General features: G+C 60.4%; 19 protein-coding genes. 11 read left to right on the top strand and 8 right to left on the bottom strand.

Annotated elements, in window-relative coordinates:
• Positions 1-99: 99 nt before the first annotated feature.
• Entirely contained in the window at positions 100-1,080 is a 981-nt protein-coding gene (egtD, locus tag NE850_RS13130; protein WP_007178615.1) for an L-histidine N(alpha)-methyltransferase, read from the bottom strand.
• Positions 1,081-1,678: 598 nt separating this feature from the next.
• Between egtD and rarD the strand changes: the two genes are divergently transcribed.
• Positions 1,679-2,575, top strand: coding sequence for an EamA family transporter RarD (gene rarD / locus NE850_RS13125; protein ID WP_007178614.1), 897 nt, complete (start codon positions 1,679-1,681; stop codon positions 2,573-2,575).
• Positions 2,576-2,625: 50 nt separating this feature from the next.
• On the opposite strand, the gene NE850_RS13120 is transcribed toward rarD, so the two are convergent.
• The gene (locus NE850_RS13120; protein ID WP_007178613.1) at positions 2,626-3,165 is read right to left on the bottom strand and encodes a DUF962 domain-containing protein; all 540 of its coding nucleotides are present in this window, start codon (positions 3,163-3,165) and stop codon (positions 2,626-2,628) included.
• A 91-nt stretch (positions 3,166-3,256) separates the two neighbouring features.
• Here NE850_RS13120 and NE850_RS13115 point away from each other — a divergent pair, with 91 nt between their 5' ends.
• Positions 3,257-3,970, top strand: coding sequence for a Crp/Fnr family transcriptional regulator (locus NE850_RS13115; protein ID WP_007178612.1), 714 nt, complete (start codon positions 3,257-3,259; stop codon positions 3,968-3,970).
• Between the two features lie 165 nt (positions 3,971-4,135).
• Positions 4,136-4,762, top strand: coding sequence for a lytic transglycosylase domain-containing protein (locus NE850_RS13110; protein WP_007178611.1), 627 nt, complete (start codon positions 4,136-4,138; stop codon positions 4,760-4,762).
• A gap of 45 nt (positions 4,763-4,807) precedes the next feature.
• On the opposite strand, the gene NE850_RS13105 is transcribed toward NE850_RS13110, so the two are convergent.
• The 6 genes from NE850_RS13105 to NE850_RS13080 all read right to left on the bottom strand — a co-directional run bounded on the left by NE850_RS13105 (position 4,808) and on the right by NE850_RS13080 (position 8,360).
• Entirely contained in the window at positions 4,808-5,692 is an 885-nt protein-coding gene (locus NE850_RS13105; RefSeq protein WP_007178610.1) for a 4-hydroxy-tetrahydrodipicolinate synthase, read from the bottom strand.
• A gap of 2 nt (positions 5,693-5,694) precedes the next feature.
• A complete protein-coding gene (locus NE850_RS13100; RefSeq protein ID WP_232292858.1) occupies positions 5,695-6,216 on the bottom strand; it encodes a hypothetical protein in 522 nt (173 codons plus the stop codon).
• Between the two features lie 83 nt (positions 6,217-6,299).
• The gene (locus NE850_RS13095) at positions 6,300-6,680 is read right to left on the bottom strand and encodes a hypothetical protein (RefSeq protein ID WP_310698843.1); all 381 of its coding nucleotides are present in this window, start codon (positions 6,678-6,680) and stop codon (positions 6,300-6,302) included.
• A 306-nt stretch (positions 6,681-6,986) separates the two neighbouring features.
• Positions 6,987-7,247, bottom strand: a complete 261-nt coding sequence (locus NE850_RS13090; RefSeq protein ID WP_007178607.1) for a hypothetical protein — start codon at positions 7,245-7,247, stop codon at positions 6,987-6,989.
• Complete coding sequence (locus tag NE850_RS13085) at positions 7,240-7,989, bottom strand: DNA/RNA non-specific endonuclease (protein ID WP_007178606.1); 750 nt, start codon at positions 7,987-7,989, stop codon at positions 7,240-7,242. The genes NE850_RS13090 and NE850_RS13085 overlap by 8 nt, the downstream gene beginning before the upstream one ends.
• A complete protein-coding gene (locus tag NE850_RS13080) occupies positions 7,986-8,360 on the bottom strand; it encodes a hypothetical protein (RefSeq protein WP_157187734.1) in 375 nt (124 codons plus the stop codon). The genes NE850_RS13085 and NE850_RS13080 overlap by 4 nt, the downstream gene beginning before the upstream one ends.
• Before the next feature lie 317 nt (positions 8,361-8,677).
• On the opposite strand from NE850_RS13080, the gene NE850_RS13075 reads away from it, so the two are divergent.
• The 8 genes from NE850_RS13075 to NE850_RS13040 all read left to right on the top strand — a co-directional run bounded on the left by NE850_RS13075 (position 8,678) and on the right by NE850_RS13040 (position 17,031).
• Entirely contained in the window at positions 8,678-9,973 is a 1,296-nt protein-coding gene (locus NE850_RS13075; RefSeq protein ID WP_157187733.1) for an ABC transporter substrate-binding protein, read from the top strand.
• 117 nt (positions 9,974-10,090) lie between these two features.
• A complete protein-coding gene (locus tag NE850_RS13070) occupies positions 10,091-11,017 on the top strand; it encodes a carbohydrate ABC transporter permease (RefSeq protein ID WP_007178604.1) in 927 nt (308 codons plus the stop codon).
• Positions 11,004-11,834 (top strand): carbohydrate ABC transporter permease, encoded by an 831-nt coding sequence (locus NE850_RS13065; protein WP_007178603.1) that lies wholly within the window; start codon positions 11,004-11,006, stop codon positions 11,832-11,834. Before NE850_RS13070 ends, NE850_RS13065 begins: the two co-directional genes overlap by 14 nt.
• A 40-nt stretch (positions 11,835-11,874) precedes the next feature.
• On the top strand, positions 11,875-13,002 hold the full coding sequence (locus NE850_RS13060; protein WP_310698842.1) for an ABC transporter ATP-binding protein: 1,128 nt from the start codon (positions 11,875-11,877) through the stop codon (positions 13,000-13,002).
• 30 nt (positions 13,003-13,032) lie between these two features.
• Positions 13,033-13,938: a dihydrodipicolinate synthase family protein gene (locus NE850_RS13055; protein WP_165189574.1), complete on the top strand. Its 906-nt coding sequence runs from the start codon at positions 13,033-13,035 to the stop codon at positions 13,936-13,938.
• A 38-nt stretch (positions 13,939-13,976) separates the two neighbouring features.
• Positions 13,977-15,410, top strand: coding sequence for a diaminopimelate decarboxylase (locus tag NE850_RS13050; protein WP_310698841.1), 1,434 nt, complete (start codon positions 13,977-13,979; stop codon positions 15,408-15,410).
• A gap of 116 nt (positions 15,411-15,526) precedes the next feature.
• Complete coding sequence (locus tag NE850_RS13045; protein WP_165189570.1) at positions 15,527-16,309, top strand: SDR family oxidoreductase; 783 nt, start codon at positions 15,527-15,529, stop codon at positions 16,307-16,309.
• The gene (locus NE850_RS13040) at positions 16,309-17,031 is read left to right on the top strand and encodes an SDR family NAD(P)-dependent oxidoreductase (RefSeq protein ID WP_007178598.1); all 723 of its coding nucleotides are present in this window, start codon (positions 16,309-16,311) and stop codon (positions 17,029-17,031) included. The genes NE850_RS13045 and NE850_RS13040 overlap by 1 nt, the downstream gene beginning before the upstream one ends.
• Positions 17,032-17,052: the final 21 nt, after the last annotated feature.

Raw genomic sequence — 17,052 nt, 5'->3', positions numbered from 1 at the left:
GACTTCTACCCAAAGAAAAGGCGTCGCGCCATCATGCCGATGGCGCGACGCCTTGCTGTTTTTGTGCCGCTACTTAAGTGAGTCAGCGGCCCGCCGCGTTCACCGCGCCACGAGCAGGCTTTCCGCAAAGCCCCATTCTTCCTCGACCCATTGATGGCTGCACACGAAGCCGGCGTCGTCGGCAATCGCGGGCATTTCTTCCGCGCGATACTTGTGGCTGCTCTCCGTCCAGATCGTTTCGCCCGCTTTGAGCGACACCGTCAATTGCGCCGCGCCCACGTGCGCGGTGATATCGCGTTTTGCCCGCAGATGCATTTCGATGCTGCGCGCGTCCGGGTTGAAGCGCGCGACGTGTTCGAATGCATCTAGCGGGAAGTCGCCATCGAGCTCGCGATTGATGCGCGCCAGCAGATTCAGATTGAACGACGCAGTGACGCCGATCGAGTCGTCGTAGGCGGCGACCAGTACGGGCGTCGGCTTGATCAGATCCGTGCCGAGCAGCAACGCGTCGCCGGGCGCGAGCATGTTGCGGATATCGCGCAGAAAACGCGTCGCCGCAAGTCTGCCGAAATTACCGATCGTACTGCCAAGAAACAGTACGAGTAACCGTTCGTCCGTTGCGCGTTGCTTGCTCACTTCGGCGAGGCCGGCCAGGTAATCGCGTTCATAACCCACGATCGAAATGCGTTCGATGTCGCCGAGTTCGCGCCTGCACAACTGCAATGCGCTGCGCGAAATTTCAATCGGGCAGTAAGAAGTGGGGCGTTTTTTACACAGTGCTTCCAGAATGCGCCGTGTTTTACGGCCGCTGCCGCTGCCGAGTTCGGCGACCGTCACGTCATGCGGCAGGTGCGCGACGATGTCTGCGGCGTGCTTCGCGAGCAGGCGTTCCTCGGCGCGGGTCACGCCGTACTCCGGCAGCACGGTAATCACTTCGAACAGCGCGGAGCCTACTTCGTCGTACAGATACTTCGACGGCAATTCTTTTTGCGGCGTATGGGTGAGACCCGCGCGAACCTCGGCGGCGAAGGCGGCACGCAGATCGGGCGATGCGTCGTGCGATAGGGCTGGCTGGGTCATGCTGTCTCCAGTAGTCACATTCGATAAGCGGGATTGCTGCCGGGGCGGCGGCACGCGCGGTGAAGCACAGTTGAGGCGTGCCGTGGGGAAGAAGGGCGGGCATGGTCCGTAGGACTGCCATTGCCGGCCCATGGATGCTGCACATGCTGTCCCACGAGGACTTCCTGTGGGGTTGCGAGCGACGCCGCCAACAGCGTCGCCATACTTCGTAGCAAGATTCGCGCTTGAGCCGCATTGCGCGAGAGTGTGCGATGTTGCCGCTGAAAAATCGCGACGTGGCCGGTCGCACGTGCAGTTATGTTCTAGTGCACCGACGCGCAATGCGCACGGAATAATTGCAGTCTGCTTGTAGACGCCAGCAGACCGGTGGCCGGATACCCGTCTAGAATGCCGGATTGCGTCGCTTTCGAAGACGAAAAACGCAGCGCCTGATTTGCACTGCCCGCTGGTGAGAACGCTGTGAGACCGCTTGTGAGACTTCAATTCCAATGACAACGACTAACGCCGCGGGACTGCATGCTGCGCTGCAAATACAACCATCAGCCTACCCACACGCATCTGCACCGACTGCCAAAGCGACTGCGCGACAGGGCGTTCAATGAACCAGTATGACCCAAAGCGCGGTATCGCGTTGTCGGTCGGCGCGTCGGCGATGTTTGCATTACTCTCCGCTTACGCAACACTGCTCGCGCCACTGAGCGGGCTCGACATTTTCGCGTGGCGCATCGTGTGGACTGTGCCTGGCGCGTTATTGCTGATCGCATTGCGAAAGCGCCTGCCTATTCTCCGGCAGCTTCTTTACCGCATGGTGACCGAGCCGAGGCTCGGCGCGGCGATGACCGTGAGCGCGGCCCTGCTCGGCGCGCAACTGTGGGTGTTCCTCTGGGCGCCGCTGCATGGAAGGATGCTCGAAGTCTCGCTGGGCTATTTCCTGCTGCCGCTGGTGATGGTGCTTGTCGGGCGCTTCTACTATCACGAGCGTCTCGACGGTCTGCAGTGGTTGGCCGTTGCTTGCGCCGCTGCGGGCGTAGGCCATGAACTGTGGATGACCGGTGCTTTTTCGTGGCCGACCTTGCTGGTCGCGCTCGGCTATCCACCGTATTTCGTGTTGCGCCGCAAGATCAATCAGGATTCGCTGGCCATGTTCACCGTGGAGATGATGCTGCTCCTGCCGGTGGCGATCGTGTTGGCGTTCAGCAGCGATTCGCTGGCATTGATCGTCGGGCGCGCGGATATGTGGTGCCTGTTGTTGCCCGGCCTCGGCGCGTTGAGCACCATTGCGCTGGCTTCGTATCTGAAGGCGAGCCGCCTGTTGCCGGTCGCGTTGTTCGGCATTCTCGGCTATGTCGAGCCGGTGCTGCTGGTACTGGTCTCGATCACGTTGCTCGGCGAAACACTTGGCGCCGCACAGTTGGCCACCTACATTCCAATCTGGATCGCGGTCGCGTTGACGGCATTGCATAGCGTGCGTCTCGTTCGCCTCGCGCCGGGCTGATCCGGATTGATCTGCATCGAACATGCAGATGGTGAATCAGGCGGCGCGCTCTAGTGATGCGCCGCTGTACGGTCCGCATTGATACGCGTCGGACCGACTTGTGCCTCGATCGCTTCGCGCAGCGCGGGTCGCCAGCCGAAGCCGAACAACGCTTCCGCAAGCACGAACAGCGGTCCGATCAGCAGGCCGATCACGTCGTCGACGAAGGCAGGCTTGCGATGCTCGTAAGCAACATGGCCGACGAACTGAAACACCCAGCCGACCAGAAAGAGACCGACGCCGATAACGAGCCACGCCAGCGTGGATTGCGCCGCCGCCCACTGGCCGAACGCGACACATAACGCGGACACGAACGCCATCATTACGCCGAGCGGCACGTCGAGCACGAGGTAGTAGAGCGTGGCCGCGACGAATAGCACCCAAGCCGGCGATAGCATCATCGGTAACGCGCCCACAGCAAAAGCGGGCCGGCTCAACAACGTCGCCAACGCCAGCACGATCATCGGAATGCCGATGAAGTGCGTGGCGATATTGCGCCGGTCACGATGGTAGGCCGCGTATTGCGTCAGCTGTTGCGTCAGCGTTCTCATGGATCCCGCTCCCTGGTTAAAGTCAGCATAATCGCGGGCAGCGGAATTTGAAACCATCGGGTAGCCGACAATCGGACACGGGTGCCGTCCTATGACTGCGAGTTTTCCATCGAACAAGCTTGCCGCGGTGCTCGAGCGCAGCGCGTGGTTTCGCTCGGCGCCGGCTGCCATGCGGGCGCAACTGGTCGAAGCGGGGCGTCTCGAACGGCTCGCCGCCGGTCAACGGCTCTTCACACGCGGTGATTCCGACGACGGCCTCTATTGCGTGCTCGACGGCCTGGTGAGAATCGGTGCGGCCAGTTCGGCGGGCAAGGAGGCTTTGCTCGCCGTCATCGAACCGGTGAACTGGTTCGGCGAGATCGCGCTGTTCGACAATCGGCCGCGAACCCATGATGCGTATGCCGAGCGCGATTCCGAGCTGTTTCATGTGCCGCGCGCCGCGCTCGCCGAACTGCTCGAACGCACGCCGGCTTATTGGCACGTGTTCGGTTTGCTGTTGACGCAAAAACTACGCCTTGCTTTCGACGCGATCGAAGAAGCCGCGTTGCTGCCCGCAGCGCAGCGCGTGGCGCGCCGTTTGTTATTGATGGCGGGCGGCTACGGCGAGCCCGGCGCATTGCGGCGCGTGCTCAAAGTCCCGCAGGAGGATCTCGCGATGATGCTGGCGCTGTCCCGGCAAACCATCAACCAGATACTGAAGCAGTTCGAAACGCAAGGTGCGCTGAAGCTCGGTTATGCGGAAATCGAAATTACCGATGTGCACAAACTGGGCGCTTTGGCGCAATTGAATCCGGCAGCCGATTGACGGCTGTGCTTCTGCCTTTGCCTGCATAGACCCCGCATAGACCCCGCGCGATGCACCACGCGCCGCCACATCTTTATAAGCATTTTACGGCGCACCCCCATTTCTATTGCGATTCGCTATATCCAGCCCGGTAAGGTCGAGGGATCCCGGTCAGGAAGCGAAAATATGCATGGAGATAGCGCTCTGGAAGGTGTGTCACCACGACGAAGAGCCGACCGTTACCCGGCAACTCGCGGTTTCAAGATCATGCTTGCGGCGATCATGTTCTCGTTCGCTGCTGCCGCGCATGCCGCCGAGACTGATACCGATGCACAGTCGGCCGTATCGGCTCCGCTCGTCGCGAGCGACGCCACTCTGGAAGCCGGCTTGCCGACTCTCAGCGATATCACCGCCGTGCTGCGCGCGCAGTTTCGCGTGGCGCCGACGGAATCGCTGAAGATTGCCCGTGCGGTACTGATCGAAGCGGATCGCCACGCTATCTCACCCATCTTGCTGCTCGCCGTGATGGCGGTCGAATCGAGCTTCGATCGCAATGCGGTCAGCGTCGCGGGCGCGCGGGGGCTCATGCAGATCTTGCCGGCGGCGCATCCGCAATTGATTGCCGGCGCGGCCGATCTGACCGATCCGGCAATCAACGTGCGGATCGGCTCGACCATTCTGCGCCGCTATCTCGACGAAAACGGCGGCAATCTCGATGCCGCGTTGCTCCGCTACAGCGGCGGCGGACGTGGCTATGCGCGGCGCGTTGCGCTTCGCATGCAGCGTTTCGACGCAAGCTTGCGCCGCGAATGAAGTACTCATTCGCGGCGCAGCGACGGGAGATCGAACAGGGATTCGTTAGTTCATCACGCCGGCGAACTCCGCGCGCAAGTCCTGCAACCTGTCGCGCGCGGTGCTCAGACGCTCGACCAGTTGCGCCGACGCGCGCGAGACCGGCATGCGTGTTTCGTCGCTGAGCGAATGATCGAAGGCCAGCATGGCCTTGATGGCGGACGGATTGGGCGCGGCGAACAGGAGCCGTAAAACCGGCAGCAAGCTGGCGAACAGATTTCGCGCATCCACGTCGCGTTCGGCTCGCAGCAGATCCTGGAACGCAACCAGCAGGTCGGCGCAGACGTGCGCGCTGGCGAGAATGCCGCCTGTTCCGCCGTGATGCAGACAGTCGTCCAGGGCTTCGTCGGTGCCGCACAGGACGTTGATCGGCAGGGCGCTCAACTGGCTGAAGTGCTCTTTTACGCACTCCTTGATCGCGACGATGTTGCCGCATTCGAGGAGTCGCGCGACGGTATCCGGCGCGATGGACACGCCGGTTCGGTGTGGCACGTTATAGAGGACGACAGGACGCCCGGTCGCGCCTGCGACCTGCTCGAAATGCCACTGCACGCCGGCCTGATCCGGACATATGTATGACGGCGCGGAGACCAGATAGCCCGCGCAGTCCCACCGTTCGTAGCGCTGGATATCGTGCAGGACGTCGCGTGTATTCGATCCGCCGACGCCGATCAGCATTGGCAGACGGGAGCGGACTACATCGCTTAGCGCCTGCAATACGGTGAGACGCTCGGCGTCCTGTAGCAAGGCCGCTTCGCCGGTTGTGCTCAACGCGACAATGCCGGCGATCTCCGTGCGCGAATAATAGTCGGCGAGGCGCTGCAATGCGTCGATGTCGACTTCGCCGTTGCGCAGCGGCGTGACGATTGGTAACCAGATACCTGAGAACATGATTAGCGCGCCTTCGCGACCGCGCTGCGGCGCTTCAATGGGCCGATCATCGCGGCGGGAAGTGTCGAGATCAGCGTGTGCAGTGTGAAGTCGAGGTCGTCGAAGGCAATGTCGAGTTGTACGCGAATTTCCTGGCGCATCGCTTCCGTGGCAACGACATAGACACCGAGGGGAGAATGAAGCAGGACGCGAAGCTGGGTGCCGGGAAGTTCGCACGATCGGTGAGGCAGGGTGACCTGCAAGCGAACGCGTGCCGCGGGAAAGGGAATGACATTGTTGCGTTGAACGCGCGGCTCGTTGAGCGGCTGAGCGGCAGCGTTGCCGATTGATTGTGAGAGAGCCATGTGATGCGGCGTCCGTGGACGCCAAGGTTGATCAGGACAGTTCGAGATTAGACGTCGGCAGGTAAACGCAGTGCAAAAATTGAGGCATCCGCTGAAAAAATCATACTGGGCGATTGCGGATCCGTCTTGCCAGCAAGCATTCGTCGCGCGCTCGAACGTGCATAAAAAAAGGCGAGTCATATGACTCGCCCTCCCTGAACGGCACAGTTCGGCTTCGATTATCTACACATGCCTGGCCGGTGCGTGCCGAAACCGATCACCTGTTATTGCGTTTTCGTCGTGTCGGTTTTTGCGCCGTCGGCTTTTGCCGGGGCATTGCTGGCCTCTTTTGCGCTCTCGGTTTTGGGGTTGGCGGCGCTCGTTTCTGCGGCGGCCTTCTTCGTGGTCTTGTGCACTTTTGCCGTGTGATGGGCAGAAGTCTTCTTCACATGCGTTTTGGCCGTGGTTTTGGCCGGCGCTTTGGTGGCCGCTGCGCCTTCATCCGTCGCGCCCGTTTGCACGGCGGTGCTCGCCTTCAGGTTCGCCTGTCCAGCGGGCTGCGTTTGCGCGGGCTGCGCAGGTTGTGTGCTGGACGGTGCGGCCGTTTGAGCAAAAGCGGTCGACACGAGCAAAGCGGAAGCGAGAGCAGCGAAAAGCGTCTTCATGGTTTAACTCCTGGTTTAACCGGTTGATTCTTGTGTCGCGGCTGAAATGATTCAGCGCTGCCGGGTTAACGCCCGCCGGGAGACAGGAGTTGACGAGCTTGTGGTGACAAAACGTAACCGCTGAAACATATCTTGGGATCCCGAAGCAGTTGTGGCTGCGAGACTCACCGCGGTGTGCAAGACGCGTGATACGACGAATGCGCTTTTTGAGGCGAATTCTTGAAGCGTGCGGCAGCGTGCGACGAGACGGCGAAGGCGGCGAGAAGTCTCCGCGCCTTCGCCCTACTATTACGCCGCGCTACCGCCTTATTGAAACGGATTCTGTACGACGCCCGGCTTGGCATCGGGCTCGTCCTTCACCTTTGCGGGCAAATTACCCTGCGCCTGCAAGCTGGCGACGATCGCATCCACCGCTTCCTTCAGTGCGATCGCCGCTTTCAATCCGCGCTGATCCTGTGTCAGTTCCAGCGTGCCGTTCAGCACGATGCGCGTGGTGCCGTTGCTCACGGTCAGCGCATCGCCCTGAATGTTGAGCACGTCGTCGTCGTTCGAATAGGGTTTAAACACCTTTCAGTCCTCCCGGTCGCTGATCTTTGAGGCTCTCCGGAATGCCCGGAAAACGGACGCCCGACATCGCCTCGAGTTCGTGAATCGTCTTGATGTCATAACGGTTGGTCGAAACATTGTCCACCACCACTGAGAACGCCATCTGCCGCGAAGGCACGTATACCACCTTGAACAACTGCGTCGGCACGAACACGCGCGTCGGTCCAATGGTCTGCAACTGCTGGCCGTTGAAGATCGGGCCGGTGACGACATACGTATCGTCGTACGAGACCGCGATCTTGCGCACGGAGGTTTCAATGCGTGCCCACAGGCGCTGGTTGTTCTCGCGGTTTTGCGGCACGACGTTGGCGAGCGAGAACGATTGTGCCATCGCTTCCTGATTCCAGCGATTGCCCGCCGGGCTCATGTGGCCGCGATCGAATCCGCTGCGTTTATAGTCCGCTAACGTGGCGCCTTCGCCGTCTGGCAAACGTGCGTCTTCAAAGAACTTGTTGGTGCGCACCATATCTTTGGCCGCCTCGATATGGTCGCGCGTGAGATGCTCCGCGGACCACAGCGGACCATGTGTAATACCCGAATGCAAAACCGCGAAATCGCTATAGCAGAGCATGCGCGTTTTGGGGGCCATCTTCTGATTGCTCAGAACCGGCCATTGCGCATTCGGCGTGAACTGGGTGCAGGAAGGCGCTGCGCTCGCGTGAGCTGCAACGGCTAACAACAGAGAGGCAAGCCACTTCTTCATGTGTCAGTCGATGGAGGGATGGGGGCGCAAGTATAGCGTTGCCATGCAAGGTCTGGCATCGGCAACCCTTCACGTCGCAGGACCAGAGCCCGGTATCCCAGAGCAGCAGCGCGCCGAGAAAGATCGATTGCAACGGATGATTGAGTAATGGCTCGAGCGTCTCGCCAAAAAGCATGAAGCGGCCGGCGAACATAGCGAAGAAAAAGCGTGTAGAGGCCGATATCGATGCGCCAGAACCATTCGGCCAACGCGGCCTTGAGGCAGCCTCGTCGGCTGCTCTCGACGGCGCGGCAATGCTTGATCGCCCGCGACACATTCGCGCCCAGCAGATGGCTGTCGCACCGGGCATCGTTTTGATGCGACTCCGACATGCACCGCAGCCTGTGCGCTGAAGTGAGGATCATCCTGCCCGCACATTCCACCGTGTGATCTGCGCAAGCGCGGCAAGCCTCGCCATCAATGAAACCTCTCGTCCGCATCGCGCACACAATTTCCACAAATTAAGCTGGCTGCCAGAATTTTTTGGCAACTGCCTTGAAATAACGTTGTTTCCTATTTTTTTGTCAGGTATAAATACGAACAACTGTGCGACTGGCGCACTAAATTGGGGGATATGGGCATGGCGGTCGGCAGAAATGGGGAGCGAGAAACGGCGGGTCATTCGGGAAAACGGCGCCGACTGCTCAAGTTGGCAGCATCGGCCGGCTTGTCGGCTGCGGCAGGTTTGCCGTTCGGCCGCGCCGCCTTCGGCGCGGAGCCGATCACGTTGCGCTGGTGGTCGACTCAGGCGGCGCCTGATCAACTGAAGGCCTACAAGGCGCAAATTGCCGGGTTCATGGCAGCGCATCAAGGCGTTAAGGTGGTGTTCGAAGCAACGTCCGACGAAGGCTATCCCGCGCAACTTGCTGCGGCCTTCGCGGCGAATCAGGTGCCGGACATCATCACGCACCTGCCTTCGTATGCAGCGCAAACGTATTACGCCGACGGCCTGGTTGCCCCTATCGACGACGTCGTTGCAGCCGTAGGTGCAGACAAGTACTACCCCAGCGCGAACGACGTGTTCAAAACCGCTGACGGCAAACTGTGTGCGACGGGACTCGCGAATACCGCGGCGGATGTGTTGTGGATCCGGCGCGATCTGATGCAGAAAGCTGGCGTGGAGAAGGTGCCCGAAACATGGGATGAGTTGCGCGCCGCGTGCAAGAAAATGCAGGGCGGGCGTATTTACGGCGCACCGCTGCCGTACGGACTGAACAGCATGACGTCGCTGATCATGCTGGGCTTCATCCACCGGGCGGGCGGTCAGGTGTTCACGCCAGACCTGCAGGTTGCCATCGACAGCCAGGCGACGCTGGACGCACTCGACTTCTACAAATCGATGCGTGAATTCTGCCCGCCGGGCGCGACTGGTTACAGCTGGGGTGAAAGCCTGACAGCGTTCGTATCGGGTTCGACCGCGACGGGCATTTATGGCGGACGCATACTCGACAACATCGCGACGCAGAATCCTGGTATCGCGGATTTCGTCACGTGTGCGACTTACCCGACCATTTCGAAATCGGTTCCGCCTTGGACCTATAACGACTTTCCGTGCATCTTCATTCCGAAGAAAGCCAAGAACATTTCGGCATCCAAACTGTTCGCGGAATATCTTTTCGATCCTGCCGGTTATATCTCGGAGTTGCTCGGTGCACCCGCGCACCTATTGCCAGTATTGAAGACCATTGCCGCGGACCCTCGTTACATTAGCAATCCGATCATCAGGAAGTATCCGAAAGAAGTAGCGCTGATGTCCGCCGCGGCAGCGGCGGGTCATAACCTCGGTTATGAGTCGCCGGCGCATAAGCCGAACCGGCGCGCCAACGAGATCGTCGCAAGCAACGTTCTGGCCGAGATGGTGCAGCGCGTCGTGCTGAACAACGAAGCGCCAAAGCCAGTGGTTTCCGCCACGGCGAAGAAGCTCGAAGCATTGATGAAAGCCTGAGCGATGAGCCCGGAATACCGCCTGCAAATCGCGGGCGGTATTTACAGCACGTCTGTGCCAGCCAGCGTCCGCGCTTCCTGGCAGTCAGGCAGAGATGGATCCGTTACGGAAATACGCATGGCTACCGCCTCATTGTCCAGCATGGGTGTTCGTTCGCTCGAGTCTGCTTATAGTCGGCTCGGTATTCTGCTGATCGCCCCCGCGATGTTGCTGCTGATTGCAACGATCGTGTATCCGCTGCTCTACGCGCTGTGGCTTTCGCTGAATTCGGTATATACGCCGACCCAGCAATCGTCATTCGTCGGGCTGGCCAACTACCGCGACATGCTCGGCTCGCCGACATTCTGGTTCTCCCTCTGGGTCACCATCGTCTGGACCACCTCGACGCTGATCCTGCAGATTCTCTGCGGCGTTGGGATGGCGTTGCTGCTGAACGAAAAGATTCTGTTCCGCTCGGCGGCGCGCAGCCTCGTACTGTTTCCGTACTTCGTGTCGACGGTGGTCGCGGTGCTGGTCTGGCGCTGGCTGTTCAACGACCTCTACGGCCTCCTGAACCAGGTTCTGCTCGAATTGCATCTTGTCGATGCGCCGGTGAACTGGCTGGGACAGATGCCGAATGCGATGATCAGCATAGTGCTGGTGGGTACGTGGAAGTACTTTCCGTTCGTCGTAATAGCGGTACTGGCGCGCCTTCAAACCATCCCGTTGTCGCTTTACGAAGCAGCGCGTATGGACGGAGCGGGCCCGGTCGGCCGATTCTTCGACGTCACGTTGCCTCAATTGCGCGAGGTGCTGGGCGTCGTGATCCTGCTGCGCATCATCTGGGATTTCAAGGAATTCGACCTGTTGTATCTGATGACCGGCGGAGGGCCGGTCAATCAGACGCGCTCCGTGCCGCTACTGGTCTATCAACAGGCGTTCGGTCTGAACCAGATGGGCACGGCCTCCACCTCGGCGGTGGGCATGATGGTGGTCATGGGGCTGCTGATGGCGGCTTATCTCTATCGTTCGCAGCGCACGAGGAGTCAAGATGCGAGCCGATAAATTCAACCCGCTGGCGTCGCTCGTGACCTGGGTGATCGTGATCCTGATGGTATTTCCGCTGATCTGGATGGTGCTCACGTCGATCAAGCCGCAAAGTGAATTGTTCGTCTTTCCGATCAAGCTGTTGCCGGAACACGTAACGTTCGAGCATTACCGGCGATTACTCGAAGACACACCTTTCCTGAGCTATTTCTGGAATTCCGTGATGCTTTCGGTAGCGACTACGGTCGTAGTAATGGCGGTGGCGACACTTGGTGGCTACAGTCTCGCGCGCTTCAGATATCGCGGTCGCGAGACGATCGCCGTGGCGGTGCTCTGCACCTATCTGATGCCGTCGGTCGTGCTCATCATTCCGCTCTATCTGATGATGGTGAAGCTCGGGCTCGAGAACACGTTGACCAGCCTCGTGATCTCGTACACCACGTTCGCACTGCCATACGCGCTGTGGCTGCTGCGGTCGTTCATGGCCGGTATTCCAGAAGATCTGGAGGCCGCCGCGCTCGTAGACGGTGCAGGCCGCCTCGGCGCGTTCAGGGACGTGATCCTGCCGCAGGCGCTCCCAGGCATTATTTCGACCGCGCTCTTCACATTCATTCTGGCGTGGAACGAGTACCTCTACGCACTCGTCATGGTCAACACCGATGAGACGCGACCGCTTACTACCGGTGTGATGAATATGCTCGTGTCGTCGTTCAACATTGAGTGGTCTTTGCTGATGGCGGCTTCCGTGATGATGAGCGTTCCATTGCTGTTCTTTTTCGCCTTCATGCAGCGCTATCTGACAAGCGGCTTTGGCGCGGGCGGAGTAAAGGGATGAATACCGGCAACACCAGACACACGCATTCTGGAGCAGATAAATGGCAGCAGTAAGTTTCAGGAACGTACGCAAGGTTTTCGGCGAGACCGTCTCCATCCCGTCGCTCGACCTCGATATTCGCGACGGCGAATTCGTATGTCTGCTCGGGCCTTCGGGCTGCGGCAAGACGACTACGCTGCGCATGCTAGCAGGCCTCGAACAACCGACGAGCGGCGCAATCCACATCGGCGGTCAGCAGGTGCATGAACTGCCGCCCGCCAAACGCGATATCGCAATGGTGTTCCAATCGTACGCGCTTTACCCGCATTTGACGGTGGCGGAGAACATTGTCTACCCGCTCAAAAAGCGCGGTGTACCGAAAGGCGAATGGCCGGCGATGCTGGCGAGCATCGCGCAGTTGCTGCAACTCGAACCGTTGCTGGCCAGAAAGCCAAAACAGTTGTCTGGTGGTCAGCAGCAACGGGTTGCGCTCGGTCGCGCGCTGATTCGAAAACCGAAAGTGTTTCTGCTCGACGAACCGCTCTCGAATCTGGACGCGAAGCTGCGCGCGCATATGCGGGCAGAACTGATCGAGCTACACAGACGGATCGGCACGACGACAGTCTACGTCACGCACGATCAGCTCGAGGCGATGACCATGTCAACGCGTATCGCCGTGATGAATGGCGGCGTCCTGCAGCAGTTCGGCACGCCTGATGAGATCTACTACCGCCCAGCCAATCAGTTCGTTGCGGGTTTCATCGGCACGCCGGCCATGTCGTTGATCGATGGTGACATGCAGCGCGACGATCACGGTTTCTCGGTGCGTGCCGGCGGTTTGTTGCTGAGACTGCCGAATTCGGCATTGTGCGGCGATGCGGCGCGCGAAGTGGCAATCGGATTACGTCCCGAGGACATCGTGTTGGGGCGAGGCGCGCACAGCGCTCGCATCAAGGTGGTCGAGCCGACCGGCCATGAATCGATCGTGCTGATGGAGTGCGGCGGCGCGACGCTTTGCACGCGGATTGCCAGCGACGTGCCGCTTGCCGCCGAACTGCGCGCCGGCCAGGACGTGCCTTTCGACGTCACGCTTGCGCGTGTGCATGTGTTTTGCCGGCAAAGCGGTTTGCGCCAGAACCGCGACGACGTCAACGTTACCGCGATCAAGCGCACCCGCGACGCCGCATGAACTTCGATTTCAATGACCACGGGATTCTGAATGAACCGAGATAGTGTGAACTGGGTCGGCGCAATGCCGGCAATCACCACGCCGTTCGACGATAACGGCAAGATCGATGAAAACGAACTGGGCGATGTCATCGAGCGGCATCTCGCGCTCGGCGCGACTGGCGTCGTGGTGGGCGGCTGCACTGGCGAATTCTGGGCAATGACCGCTGCGGAACGCAGCCGCTTGTTCGCGGTGTCGAAAGCGGTGATCGGTACGCGCGGCACGCTGATCGCAGGCACCGGGATGATTGGTGTGGAAGACACGATTGCGCTGACTTTGCAAGCCGAACAGGCGGGTTGCGACGGCGCGCTAATCCTGCCGCCTTACTTCGTCAAACTAACGGACGACGAAATCTACGCGCACTACGCCGCTGTCACCGCGTGTATCGGTTTGCCAGTGATGCTCTACAACATCCCCGGAAATGCGGTGAATTATCTGACACCGAAGCTGGTCGAGCGCCTGGGCCAACTGGAACGCGTGGTCGCCGTGAAGGAAAGCTCCGGTGACTGGAACAACTTTTACGGCACCTTCCTTGCCGTGCGGGACACTTTACGTGTCTTTTGCGGACCTTCCTCGGTATTCGGCGTGCCGGCGATCGAATTGGGCGCGGACGGTGTGATCGACTGTTTCCCGAATGTCTGGGACGAAGGAGGGCAAACGCTTTTCGAAGCTGCGCGCGATGGCGAACGGTTATTGGCCGCACGGCTCCAGGCTACGGGCCGTCGTTTGACCGATCTGTTTACGAGCGGGGGCCGCACGTTGTATCCGTCGACCAAAGCGGCGATGGATCTGCTCGGTCTTCCCGGCGGCGGCAAGCCGCGCGCGCCGCTGCGAGCGCTCAGCGCGAGCCAGTGCGACGCGCTCGCGGCCGGCTTGCAGGCGGAAGGTCTGCTGTAGAGCGGAAGGTGCACGGAAATATAAGCAAGGAGAGAACAATGACGCAACATCAAACGCAACCGAAGACGGATGCCAACCCCTGTGGCTTTTCCGTCCAGTACGGCAAATACATCGGCATTGGCGCAAACGGCGATCTGTGGGTCGACGGATGCGATGTGCAGGCACTCGCGGAAACGCACGGTGCGCCGCTTTACATCATTTCCGAAAACGAATTGCGCGACCGCTATCGTGCGTTTCGCGACGGTTTCCTTGCTCACTATCCGCAGGTCGAAATCCTGTTTGCGAACAAGTCGAATAACGGTCTTGCGATCCGCCACATTCTCAATCAGGAAGGCGCTGGCGGTGATTGTTTCGGCGTGAACGAGATGTATATAGCGTTGCTGGCCGGCACAGATCCGCAAAAGCTCGTGCTGAACGGATCGAACAAGCAGGACGAAGAGTTGGAGATGGCGATTGCCAACGGCATTTGCGTGAACATCGACGCAATGGACGAACTGGACCGTATCGACGTCATATCGAAGCGGCTTGGCAGGAAGGTCGCAATCGGCATCCGTTTGAAGCTCGACTTGCTGCCGCTTGCCGGACGCACGGGCGTGGCGATGCACGGTCCCGGCACGCTCAAGGAACAAAGCGATTCCACCAAGTGGGGCATGACGCGTGAGCAGACAGTCGACATCGTGAAGCGCGCCCAGAAGATGGCGAATATCGAACTGAAGGAAACGCATTTCCACCTGAGCCGCATGTCGAACGATCCGGAAAATTTCGCGATCATGGCACGCGAAATGATCGTCTGGTCCGGCTTCCTGCGCGACGAAACGGGCTGGACGCCACCATGCATCGATATTGGCGGCGGCTGGACCTTTGGGAAATGGTATGGCACGGGGCCGCGTTCGCAGATCGACGACAGCGCGGCGCCGACGCCGGACATTTACGGGCGCTTGTGCGGTGCGGCGATCCGTGAAGAAGCGGAGCGGCTGAAATTGCCGCTGCCCAAGCTGCGTATCGAACCGGGCCGGGCGATATCGGGGCCGTCTGGCGTCGCTGTTGGGCAGGTAGGGGCGATCAAACAGGGCGCGTCGAAGAAGTGGGTGAATCTCGACTTGTCGACGAATCATCTTTCGTGGGCGTCCGCGCTCGACTGGTATTACCACGCAGTCGCGGTCAAGGACACGGGGCGTGAGGCGAACGACCATGTCGATCTGGTCGGTCCGCTCTGCAATTCCGATGAAGTTGGTGCGGACCGGGTGATGCCGTTGCTCGAGCGGGGCGACTTCGTAGCGTTTCTCGATGCCGGCGGATACACGGAGTCCGGCGCAGCGCGCTACAACGCGCAATTGTTGCCGGCTACGGTGCTGGTCTCGGGCGATACCGCGGAGGTCACGACCGTGCGCGAGCAATGGCGTGATGTAGCGGGGCGCTTCAAGGTGCCTCCGCGCCTCCTGGCGGCCTCGTTCGCAAAGCCGGAGAAATAGGCCACGTTACTTACGGGTGCAACGGGAGGCTGCAGCGGGACGGTTCGATAAGCGGGCCGCCGCGCGGCTCAACAGGAGATAGGCCGACGCACGGTGCGCCGGCTAGCGGAGATGGTATGGATTTGGGAATCAGAGGACGTCGCGCGGTGGTATGCGGCGGGAGCAAGGGGCTGGGATTCGCGGCGGCGCGCTCGCTCGCGCGCGAAGGCGTGGACCTGACACTGGTCGCGCGGTCGCATGAGACGCTCCGCGTGGCCGCGCAACAACTTATCGACGAAACAGGAGTGAAAGTCGAAACGGTGAGCGCCGATCTGGGCACGGCAGAAGGCCGATCTGAAGTGCTGGCGAAAGCGGGGGTCGTGGATATCCTCGTTGCGAATCCCGGTATTCGCCAGGTGCCGGACGACTTCCGAACGCTCACCCGTGAGGCGTGGGACGGCTGGATGGAAGCTCACTTCTATTCGTCACTCGAATTGATCCGTGCCGTCGTGCCGGGCATGACCACGCGTGGCTTTGGCCGGATCGTCAATATGTCGGTAAGCTTCATCAAGTTTCCGCAGGTTGGCTTTGCGCCCAGTCACGCAGCGCGCCTCGCGCTGACCGGCGCGATTGCCGCAATGGCGCGTGAACTCATTGCGCGGAACGTGGTTATCAACAGCGTATGTCCGGGCCTGTTCGAGACCGACGCACTTATCACCAATCTGCACGGTCACGCGGCGCGCGGCAACACGACTTTCGAAGCGATCGTCGAAGACCGCTTGCGTCATTGCCCAGCCGGCAGATTTGCCGATCCGGCAGAATGCGGCGACCTGATCGCGTTTTTGTGCAGCGCGCAGAACGGTTTCATGACCGCCCAGAATATCGTCAACGACGGCGGCGTTTATCAAGGGCTATTCTGATGGCGCAAGTCGAAACGGAAGGACGCGTCGTGATGCTATCCGGCGCATCGCGCGGCATCGGCGCCGCTATCGCGGCGCGTCTATATGACGAAGGCTATACGTTGTCGCTCGGCGTACGCGACGCCACGAAGATCGCCCCGGCGCTGGCGGCGGATACCGCACGCGTGCTGATTGCGCACTACGACGCGTTTGAAGCGGCCTCGGCCACTTCATGGGTCGCAGCAACGCTCGAACGCTTCGGCCAGATCGACGCACTGATCAACAATGCCGGCATCCTGCTCGAAATCACGTTCGACCGCGGCGATGAAAGCGCGCTCGACCAGATGTGGGAAGTCAATGTGAAGGGTCCGTACCGCGCGATTCGCGCCGCCATGCCCGCCCTGAAATTGAGCGGCCGGGGCCGGGTCATCAACATTGCTTCGACCGATGGCAAGCGCTACCGGCCCACGGATTCCATCGGCTACTCGATGACCAAGCATGCAGTGATGGCGCTGACGCACGCGGCGCGTTTCGAAGGCTGGGATAGCGGCGTGCGCGCAACAGCGGTATGTCCCGGCGCGGTCAACACCGAGCTGATCGCGACATTCGCAAGCGCGAGCCCAGCGGCGGACCGGCTGGATCCGGAAACGGTTGCTGATACGATCGCCTTCCTGTTGTCGCTGCCGAACAATGCAACGGTGGCGGAACTCGTGCTGAACACCCGCCTGGAGCCGTCGCTTTGAAACAGGCCGCTTTCTCTTGCC

Origin of the sequence: Paraburkholderia sp. USG1 (genome assembly GCF_031570135.1) — a bacterium.
Lineage (GTDB): Bacteria > Pseudomonadota > Gammaproteobacteria > Burkholderiales > Burkholderiaceae > Paraburkholderia > Paraburkholderia dioscoreae.
Note: the sequence above shows the minus strand (reverse complement) of the source record. Positions and strands in the feature narration are given on the sequence as shown.